We start from the raw sequence: 10,058 nt of genomic DNA on the forward strand, positions 1-10,058 counted from the left end.
TCCGCGATGCTGCCAGTCCTCGCTCTCTCTCATTTCTCACTCCTCTCCACTCACTCCTGCTATACGGTCGCGGCTTTCGGCGACGGATCGGCCGTTTCGCTTCCGAGCCACTTGTAGGTGATGCCGCCGATCACGCCGCCGAGGATCGGCGCCAGCCAGAACAGCCACAACTGACCGAGCGCGCCGGAGCCGGCGAACAGCGCCACGCCGGTCGAGCGCGCCGGATTGACCGAGGTGTTGGTCACCGGAATGCTGACCAGGTGGATCAGGGTCAACGCCAGGCCGATCGCGATCGGCGCGAACGCCGCCGGCGCCAGTTTGTGCGTCGCGCCCATGATGACGACGACGAACATCGCGGTCAGCACGACCTCGGTCAGGAACGCGGCCGCGGCGCCGTAGCCGCCGGGCGACAGCGCGCCGTAGCCGTTGCTGGCGAAGGCGCCGGGCGCGATGGGATCGATCGCGAAACCCGTGACGTCGCTGGCGATCAGGAACAGGATCCAGCCGGCGAAGACCGCGCCGACGACCTGCGCGACGATGTAGAGCAGCAGATCCTTGGCCGCGAAGCGTCCGCCGGCCCACAGGCCGAAACTCACGGCAGGGTTGAAGTGACCGCCGGAGATGCGGCCGAACGCGTAGGCGCCGGTGAGCACGGCCAAGCCGAATGCCAGCGACACGCCGAGCAGGCCGATGCCGAGCGGATTGCCGTCGCCGCCGAAGTTCGCCGCCAGCACCGCACTGCCGCAACCGCCGAGCACCAGCCAGAACGTGCCGAGGAACTCGGCCGCAAGACGCTTGATCATCACACTTCCCCCTAAGCAGACAGCCGGAATGGCCGCTGCGAACGCTAGATCAAGACCGTGATCCTGATGTTCGGATTTCGTTAACGCGCACGTGTTGCCGATGTCCGGCCGGGAAGGCGACGCGACATCTCGATCCCGGCTCTCGACCCGGGGCTGGCCGATCGGCAGGCCGTGAACGGCGAACGTGGGAACCGGACGCTCAGTTCAGTTGCTGCTGAAGCGCGTGTCCTCGAAGCGCAGCTCTTCCACCAGGCGCATGCTCTGCTGCATCTCCTGCGCGCTGTCGGCGTGCAGCCAGATGTGGACCACGCGGTCCTTGTCCAGCTCGAGCAGGGTCTCGCGCACCAGCTTGTCCGGATCGGTCGCGACCTCGCCGCTGTACCAACGGATGTCCTGGCCGTTGATCACCCCGCGTTCCTCGCGATTGGCGCGGCGTGGCTGGAACGGTGAGTCGGCGGCGAGGTAGAGGCCGAAGACCTCGCGACCGCCCTCGGCCACCGCGCGGCAGATGACGAAGGCATCGCTGCTGCGTTCGGTCCAGGTCAGCCCCGAGTCGCCCGGCAGCCGTGGACAGGCTTCCGTGACCTGTGCCCGGGCCGGTGCCACAGTCGCAAGCAGTAATCCCAGCGCAGCCAACGGCGCCAGGGTGTGGATCGTGAACTTCATGAAAATATCCCCTTGAGTCCGGATGCGGCGTGTGGTCCACCGCAAGAAATGAGGCCTCCCGGGTCCCGACGATAGTCGGGCATCGAAGGTCGAATTGTGATGTATATCACTTTTCCGGCAAGGGAATGAACTCCTCCTCGTCGCCGGGGATGCGCCCGAACCGGCCCTGGCGCCAGTCTTCCTTGGCCTGTTCGATGCGTTCGCGCGAGGACGAGACGAAGTTCCACCACACGCGGCGATCGCCGTCCAGCGGTTCGCCACCGAACAGCATTGCCTTGAGCGGGGTCATGGCGCGCAGCGTGGCCGGAGCGCCGGGGTCGATCGTCACCAGGTGGCGGGCCGGGATGTCGGCGCCGTCGAGTTGCGCACTGCCTTCGAGCACGTACAGCGCGCGTTCGCGGTGGCCGGCGTCGATGCGGGTTTCGGCGTCAGGCGCCAGATCGATGGCGACGTTGAGGATCTCGCTGAAGGAGCGCACCGGTGATTCCTCGCCGTAGGCACGCCCGGCGATCACCCGCAGCAGTGCTCCGCCGTGCCGTAGCTGCGGCAGCGTGGCCGCTGCGTGGTGGTGGAACGCCGGCGCGGTTTCCTCGTGCGCCTTCGGCAGCCCGACCCAGGTCTGCATGCCGTGCGCCGGATGCGCGTCCGCGCGCACCTGCGGCGGCGAACGCTCGGAATGGGCGATGCCGCGCCCGGCGGTCATCCAGTTGACGTCGCCCGGCTCGATGTCCTGGATCGAGCCGAGGCTGTCGCGGTGGCGGATCGTGCCGGCCCAGAGGAAGGTCACCGTCGCCAGGCCGATGTGCGGGTGCGGGCGAACGTCGATGCCGGTGCCGGGTTCGAACACCGCCGGGCCCATGTGGTCGACGAATACGAATGGACCGATGCTGCGCGCCTGCAGCGTCGGAACGGCGCGGCGTACGATGAAGCCGCCGCCGAGATCGTGTTCGCGTGGGGCGATGATCCGGGTCATGGGCCAATTCTCGCGATCGGGTGCGTGCAGCATGGCACGGACCGCGGCCTGCAGCAGGCGGCTGTGCGCAACGGAGCGTGCGATTTTTTGCCGGTGTCGAGTGTGAAAGGGGCATCGACATTCCCGCGAAGGCGGGAATCCATGGACGTCAAGCCATCGGCATCAACATTCTTGGATGACCAGCCCTTCGAGCTGTTGTAAAGCACGTCCCGCCTTCGCGGGAATGACGAGCAAAAGCAGGATGTTGCCGGTCAAGCAAGCGTCGTTCATTTCAGGCACGGATCAACGCGGATAAGCACCTTCATGACTTGATCCGCGTTTGCGGCGTCGCAGGCCCGCGTGGCTCAGCGGTCGGTATCGAACCCCGGCAACGGCAGTGCACCACGCCGCGACGCCAGCCGGTCGGCCAACCGCGTCGGCTCCGGCAAGCGGTAGCGGGCGGTATAGCGCAGCACCAGGGCGGTGGCCGCATCGATCGAGACCTTGTGCCCGGGCGAGACGATCAGCGGATTGCAGCGTGGCTTGCTGCGCAGGGCGTCGCCGACGCGCTCGTTGCGCAGCAGCAACGGCGTGCGGTCGCCGCGTTCCGGGCCCGGCGGATCGAAACGCACCGCCAGCGGCTTCTTCGCCACGCCGATGCTCGGCAGCCCGGTCACCACGCCGAAGTGTGCCGCGATGCCCAACCGACGCGGATGGGCGATGCCCTGGCCATCCACCAGCACCAGGTCGGGCCGTTCGCCGAGCATCTCCAGTGCCGCCAGCAATGCCGGCAACTCGCGGAAGCTCAGCAGGCCCGGCACGTAGGGCATGGAGGTCGGTACCCGTGAGATGTGCGCCGCGCGCGGCTGCAGCGTGTCGGCATCCAGCAATACCACCGCTGCGCGGGTGGTGCCGCCCGCGTCCTCGAAGCCGACGTCGAAGCCCGCCAGCGTGCGCGGTGGATCGTGGAACCCGTCCTGCAGCGAGACCTGTCGCGCCAGTTCCACCTGCAGCGCACGCGCGCCGGCGATGCTGCCGTCCCAATCGCCGAAGACTGCGCCGGCCACGCTCAGAACCGCCGGTGGTCCAGCGTGGATGCGCCATCGGCGGCGATGCGCACTTCGAACAGGTCGCCGTAGTCCTGCTCGGTCAGCGGCGCCACCGGGCAGGCGCACAGCGCGGACACGATGCCCGGCACCGTGTTGCTGTGGCCCACGACGACGACCGTGGCGCCGGCATGGCGCGTGTGCAGCACGGTGGCGAATGCCGACGGCGGTTGTGCGGGGTCGTAGTCGCGCACTTCCAGCCCGTGCCGCTGCGCGATCGGCAGCGCGGTCTGTCGCGCGCGCCGGGTGGGCGTGGCATAGACGGCGCTCACCGGCATCTCGGCCAGCAGTTCCGCCAAGGCGTCGGCGCGGCGCTGGCCGGGCGCGTCCAGGACCGGATCGTCGGTGTCTCCGGTGACCTTTTCCGCATGGCGCACCACCAGGAAAGCGGTCTGTGGCGGGTCCGGCGGGGCGACCGCCGTGGACGGTGCGCGTGCCGGCTGCGCGGCGCAACCGGCCAGCATCAGCGACAGCAGCAGGATGATCGGGCGCATCGAAGACTCCGTTGGCGAGTGCCTGCCATCATCCGCGTCCTCTGCGGAGGAGGGAAGAGGCTGGATCATTGCCCGCGTACGCGGCTACGGCAATAGTGCCGTCGGTACGGTTATTTCCACGGGTTCGCGAAATCGGCGCCGCCAACCGCCGTTCGTAGGAGCGCGCCATGCGCGCGATGCTGCGGGTGCCGGCAGGATCCGGTGGATACCGCGATTCTGGACCGGCAGGCGCGCCGGTCACCGGAATTCGCGGGCGGCGAAATGCCCGCGGCATCGCGCGCATGGCGCGCTCCTACGGGAGCGGGCGTTGCCTCAGCCGGCCGGCGCCAGCGCGATCAGCAGGCCGCGCGCGGCCTGGATGCGGGATTCGGCGTCGGGCAGGTCGAGGGTGATGCGCAGCTTGTCGGGGCCGTCCATGCGGTAGTGCTTCGGCTGGCCCTGGATCAGGCGGATCACGGCCATCGGATCGACGCGCGGCTTGTCGATGAACTGCACGCGGCCACCGGCGGGGCCGAGGTCGAGCTTGCGCAGGCCGAGGGCGGTCGCCTGCCGCTTGAGGTCGGCGATCGCGAACAGGTGCTTGGCCGGGTCCGGCAGCAAACCGAAGCGGTCGATCATCTCCACCTGCAGCTCGCGCAGCGTGTCGCCGTCGCGCGCACTGCTGATGCGCTTGTACAGCGTCAGGCGGGTGTGCACGTCGGGCAGGTAGTCCTCCGGGATCAGCGCCGGCACGTGCAGTTCGACCTCGGCGCCGCGATCGGGCGCCTCGTCGGCGTCCGGCAGCTTGCCCTGGCGGATGCTGCGCACCGCGCGCTCCAGCAGCTCGGTGTACAGGCTGAAGCCGACCTCGGCCATCTGCCCGCTCTGGTCCTCGCCGAGCAGCTCGCCGGCGCCGCGGATCTCCAAGTCGTGGGTCGCCAGGGTGAAGCCGGCGCCGAGCTCGTCCATCGCCGCGATCGCGTCCAGGCGCTTGCGCGCGTCGGCGGTGATCGAGCGCTTGTCCGGGATCACCAGGTAGGCGTAGGCGCGGTGATGCGAGCGGCCGACGCGCCCGCGCAGCTGGTGCAGCTGCGCCAGGCCGAAGCGGTCGGCGCGGTTGATGACGATGGTGTTGGCGTTGGGGATGTCGATGCCCGACTCGATGATGGTCGTGCACAGCAGCGTGTTGAAGCGCTGCTTGTGGAAATCGAGCATCACCCTTTCCAGCTCGCGCTCGGGCATCTGGCCGTGGGCGATGCCGATCCGCGCCTCCGGCACCAGTTCCTGCAGTTCGCGCTGCATGCGGCCGATGCTCTCGACGTCGTTGTGCAGGAAGTACACCTGGCCGCCGCGCGTGAGCTCGCGCTGGAACGCCTCGCGCAGCAGCGCGCCGTCCCAGGTGTTGACGAAGGTCTGCACCGCCAGCCGGTGCGCCGGCGGGGTGGCGATGATCGACAGGTCGCGCATGCCGGCCATGGCCATGTTGAGCGTGCGCGGGATCGGCGTGGCGGTGAGCGTGAGCAGGTGTACGTTGGCGCGCAGCGCCTTCAACGCCTCCTTCTGGCGTACGCCGAAGCGCTGCTCCTCGTCGACGATCACCAGACCCAGGTCCTTGAAGTGCACGTCCTTCTGCAGCAGCCGATGGGTGCCGACGATGACGTCGAGCGTGCCGTCGGCGATCTTGCCGATCTCGGCCTTGATCTCCTTGGCGGTCTTGAAGCGCGACAGCACCTCGATGCGGATCGGCCAGTCGGCGAAGCGGTCGGCCATGGTGCGGTAGTGCTGTTCGGCCAGCAGCGTGGTCGGCACCAGCACCGCCACCTGCTTGCCGGCGGTGGCGGCGACGAAGGCGGCGCGTACCGCGACCTCGGTCTTGCCGAAGCCGACGTCGCCGCAGACCACGCGGTCCATCGGCTGGCTGGAGCCGATGTCGCGGATCACCGCCTCGATCGCGGCGTGCTGGTCCGGGGTTTCCTCGAACGGGAACGCGGCGGCGAACGGCTCATACATGGTGCGGTCGATATCCAGCGCCAGGCCGGCGCGGGCCTGGCGCTTGGCGTGGATCTCCAGCAGTTCGGCGGCGACGTCGCGGACCTTTTCGGCGGCCTTGCGCTTGGCCTTGGTCCAGGCTTCGCCGCCGAGCGAGTGCAGCGGCGCGGTCTCCGGCGAGGCGCCGGAGTAGCGGTTGATCAGGTGCAGCTGCGCGACCGGCACGTACAGGCGGTCGCCCTTGGCGTATTCGATCTCCAGGTATTCGCCGGGGGTGCCGCCGGCTTCCAGCACCACGAGCCCGCGATAACGGCCGACGCCGTGGTCCTCGTGTACGATCGGCGCACCCTCGGCCAGCTCGCCCAGGTCGCGGACGATCGCCTCCGGCTCGCGCCCGGCGCGGCGCGCGCGGCGCGGCTGGGTGGCGCGCTCGGGAAACAGCTGGCGCTCGGTGAGGATGGTGACCTGCGGCGTGTCGAGCGCGAAGCCGTTCTCCAGCGGCGCGACGGCGATGGCGAAGTCGACAAGCCCCTCTCCCTCCGGGGCGGAACGACGCGCCTGCGAGCCTCCCGCCTTCATCCCAGAGGGAGAAGGGGAAAGAAACGCCGGGAAATCCGGCAGCACCGTCGGCGCCAGGCCGGCCGGCTGCAGCAGCTCCAGCAGGGCCTCGCGGCGGCCGGCGCTGTCGGCGGCGATCAGCACGCGGCCGGGATAGCTGGCGAGGAAGGACTTGAGCGCGGCGGCGGGCTCGGCGTCGCGGGTGGTGAGCGGCAGGTCCGGGGCGGGCTGGTCGCCGAGTGCGACCGCCTGTGCGTGCTGGGCATGGTCGGGGCCGGCGATCTCGATCCGATCGTCGCGGTTGAGCCGCTCGCGCAGCGCGTCCGGCGACAGCCAGAGTTCCGTCGGCGCCAGCAGCGGACGTTCGATGTCGTGGCGCCGCTGTTCGTAACGCTCGCCGATCTGCGACCAGAAGTGTCCGGCCGCCTCCAGCGATCCCGACTCGATCACCGGGATCGTGCCTTCGGCCAGGTAGTCGAGTAGGACGGCGGTGCTCGCCTGATCCTGGCTCGCGTCCAGCAGACGTTCGCGCGGCGACTCGAAGAACAACGGCAGGTAGTACTCGACGCCGGCCGGCGCCAGCCCCGATTTCAGGTCCTGGAACAGCGAGCTGCGGCGCTGGTCGATGTCGAAGCGCTCGCCGAGCGCGTCCATCGCGCGCTCGCGCGCGGCCTCGTCCAGCGGCAGCTCGCGCCCGGGCAGCATGCGGATCGCCTCGACCTTGTCGAGCGAGCGCTGCGACTCCGGCTCGAAGCTGCGGATCGATTCGATGTCCTGGTCGAACAGCTCGATCCGGTAGGGCATGTCGGCGCCCATCGGATAGACGTCGAGCAGGCCGCCGCGCACCGCGAAGTCGCCGGGATCGAGCACCTGCGGCACGTGGCGGTAGCCGGCCGAGTCCAGGCGCCGCTTCTCCGCGTCCAGGTCCAGCCGCTGGCCGACGCGCATGTCGAAGGTCTGGCCGATCACGTAGCTTCGCGGCGCCACGCGCTGCATCAGCGTCTGCACCGGCACCACCACGATGCCGCGCTCCAGCGTCGGCAGCCGGTACAGCGCGGCCAGGCGCTGCGAGACGATGTCCGGATGCGGGCTGAACTGGTCGTAGGGCAGGGTTTCCCAGTCCGGGAACGGCAATACCGGCAGGTCCGCGTCGTCGCCGCCGAGCGTGCGCAGGTCGGCCTCGATCTGGTGCGCGTGCTGGTTGTCGCGGGCGACCACCAGCAGCGGACGCGCGTGCGCGCGGGCGGCGCGCAGGATCGACCAGGCCAGCGCCGAAGGCGACGCCGGCGCGCGCCACCAGGCGCGCTGCTGGCCGCGGCGGGGCAGCGGAGGTGCGGGAAGGGTGCGGGATGTCATCGAGCCGCGCATTGTAAACCCGCGCATGCCGAGGTGCGTCCTGTTTGCAGGGCCGGTGGGTTCCGGGCGGGTTTGGCGGGTAGTACGCGGCCGCGGGATGGAGGCGAGAGCCGGCCCTTCGCGGATCAGGTCAGGCAAGGCTCGCGGCGAGGCGGCATGATCCAAACGCCCCGGGTATCGCGTGCATGGCGCGCTCCTACAAATCCAGGGTGACGCGCACCAGGCCCGGGTTGTCGGTCGACTCGCGACGGAAGCCGAGCGATTTCGACAGCGACAGCATCGGCTGGTTCTGCTCGAGCACGTCGCCGTACAGGCACTGGAGCTTCTTGCCCTTGGACCAGCGCACCAGCCGCAGCATCAACTGCCGGCCGACGCCCATGCCGGCGATGTAATGACTCACCAGGATGGCGAATTCCGCGTTGCGTGTATCCGGCACGATCGACACCCGGGCCACGCCGCCGACCAGGGCCTCGCCCGGCGGCAGCGGCTCGGCCGCCACCAGCGCGAATTCGGTCTTCGGATCGGGACGCGTCAGGCGCTCCGCCATTTCCGGCGTCAGTTCCTTGACCGAATAGAGGAAACGCTGCCGGACCTCATCCGGCTTGAGCAGGCTGAACCCCGCGCGCAGGGGCACGGCGTCGTCCGGCCTGATCGGCCGGATCAGAATCTCGCGGCCATTGGCGAGCCGGATCTGGTCGTGCCACGGAGGAAGGCGGTTGCGGACTGCCATATTTCCGATGCTGCCACGGGGAGAGTGAAGCTGTCCTCTACAACATGAACATGTGCACGCAACGTGGACATCGGAAGACGGCGCTGTGGCGCCCGCGGCGGACGGGCCTCTGGGCTTGGCGGCGATCCGATGTCCCGGAGACATGGGCCTGGATAGGTAACGACGCTGTTTGTGGGAGCGATGGAAGTCGCGACGCTGCGCACTCAACGGCCCGTAAACACCGCCATCCCCCGCGCCCGCCGCGATTCCCCGGCGACGGCACGCCACCGCCATTCCCGCATTCCCACGCGCAAATCCAGTCCCACGGGCCACGGCTTCCGCAGGCGGACCTGGCCAGGCTCAAGGCGGTGTGCGCAGCCAGTCCAGCCGGGAATCGGCGCCGGGCTCGCCCAACAGCGCGCTTGTCTCCTGCAGTGCGGGGGCTAGTGCCGCATCCAGTCGCCAGGGCGGATTGAGCAGCAGCAGGCCGCTGCCGTTCATGCGCAACGGCGAATCGTCCGCGCGCACCAGTAATTCGCACAGCAATACAGATTTCGCCGGCAGTGCCGCGGCGGCGCGATAGAATGGCTGCAGTGCGCGGCGTTGCTTGACCGGGTACCACAGGGCGTACGTCGCCTGCGGCCAACGCCGGAGTCCATCGCGCAGGGCGGCCAGTGCCGGCTTGAACTCGTCGAGTTGCTGCTCGTACGGCGGATCGATCAGCACCAGTCCGCGTGCGAAGCGGGTGTCGCCGACCCGCGGCGGCAACAGCGCGCCCAGCGCGGCGTAGCCGTCGCGGGCGTGCACCGCGACGCGCGGCTCCTCGCGGAACGCGGACCGGAGCGCATCGGCCTCTTCCGCCTGCAGCTCGCAGCAGGCGATGCGGTCCTGCGTGCGCAGCGCATGGGCGAGCAGCCAGGGCGAACCAGGGTAGGCCGTCGCACCGTGCACATCGCGGCAGGCGCGTACCGCGTCGAGATAGCGGACGAGTGCCGGATCACGGACGCCAGTCGCTTGCAGCCGTGCCACGCCCTCGGCCGCCTCACCGGTGCGTTGCGCCTGGGCATCGTCCAGCCGATACAGGCCGCGCCCGGCGTGGGTGTCGAGCGCGAAACAGGGCGCCGGCTTGGCGGTCAGCGCGTCGCACAGCGCCAGCAGGGTCACGTGCTTGAGCACGTCGGCATGGTTGCCGGCATGGAAGGCGTGGCGGTAGTTCATGGGGGAGGATGGTACCGGGAGGAGGAGGTAGAAACGGGAATAACGAACGGCCAAGTACCGTCATCCCGGCGAAAGCCGGGATCCATTTGCTTTTCGTTGTTGCTCCTGATCATTCAGGCAACCGCAAAATGGATCCCGGCTTTCGCCGGGATGACGAGCAAAGGCGTTACGCTTTCCCGATTCCCGATTCCCGATTCCCGATTCCCGATTCCCGATTCCCGATTCCCG

The 10,058-nt window shown here is 69.2% G+C and carries 8 protein-coding genes; all 8 read right to left on the bottom strand.

The window, feature by feature from the left end:
• Positions 1-59: 59 nt before the first annotated feature.
• The 8 genes from aqpZ to FXO19_RS10525 all read right to left on the bottom strand — a co-directional run bounded on the left by aqpZ (position 60) and on the right by FXO19_RS10525 (position 9,830).
• Positions 60-803 (bottom strand): aquaporin Z, encoded by a 744-nt coding sequence (aqpZ, locus tag FXO19_RS10490; RefSeq protein ID WP_149195036.1) that lies wholly within the window; start codon positions 801-803, stop codon positions 60-62.
• Between the two features lie 204 nt (positions 804-1,007).
• Positions 1,008-1,469, bottom strand: coding sequence for a hypothetical protein (locus FXO19_RS10495; protein ID WP_149195037.1), 462 nt, complete (start codon positions 1,467-1,469; stop codon positions 1,008-1,010).
• A gap of 106 nt (positions 1,470-1,575) precedes the next feature.
• A complete protein-coding gene (locus FXO19_RS10500; RefSeq protein ID WP_149195038.1) occupies positions 1,576-2,442 on the bottom strand; it encodes a pirin family protein in 867 nt (288 codons plus the stop codon).
• Between the two features lie 344 nt (positions 2,443-2,786).
• Positions 2,787-3,494, bottom strand: coding sequence for a deoxyribonuclease V (gene nfi, locus FXO19_RS10505; protein ID WP_149195057.1), 708 nt, complete (start codon positions 3,492-3,494; stop codon positions 2,787-2,789).
• Positions 3,491-4,021, bottom strand: a complete 531-nt coding sequence (locus FXO19_RS10510; protein WP_187775728.1) for a phosphoglycerate mutase family protein — start codon at positions 4,019-4,021, stop codon at positions 3,491-3,493. The genes nfi and FXO19_RS10510 overlap by 4 nt, the downstream gene beginning before the upstream one ends.
• Before the next feature lie 312 nt (positions 4,022-4,333).
• Positions 4,334-7,903: a transcription-repair coupling factor gene (gene mfd, locus FXO19_RS10515; RefSeq protein WP_149195040.1), complete on the bottom strand. Its 3,570-nt coding sequence runs from the start codon at positions 7,901-7,903 to the stop codon at positions 4,334-4,336.
• A 196-nt stretch (positions 7,904-8,099) separates the two neighbouring features.
• Positions 8,100-8,633: a GNAT family N-acetyltransferase gene (locus tag FXO19_RS10520; protein ID WP_149195041.1), complete on the bottom strand. Its 534-nt coding sequence runs from the start codon at positions 8,631-8,633 to the stop codon at positions 8,100-8,102.
• A gap of 339 nt (positions 8,634-8,972) precedes the next feature.
• The gene (locus FXO19_RS10525; protein ID WP_149195042.1) at positions 8,973-9,830 is read right to left on the bottom strand and encodes a 23S rRNA (adenine(2030)-N(6))-methyltransferase RlmJ; all 858 of its coding nucleotides are present in this window, start codon (positions 9,828-9,830) and stop codon (positions 8,973-8,975) included.
• Positions 9,831-10,058: the final 228 nt, after the last annotated feature.

Source organism: Luteimonas suaedae, assembly GCF_008312895.1.
In the GTDB taxonomy this organism is placed as follows: domain Bacteria; phylum Pseudomonadota; class Gammaproteobacteria; order Xanthomonadales; family Xanthomonadaceae; genus Luteimonas; species Luteimonas suaedae.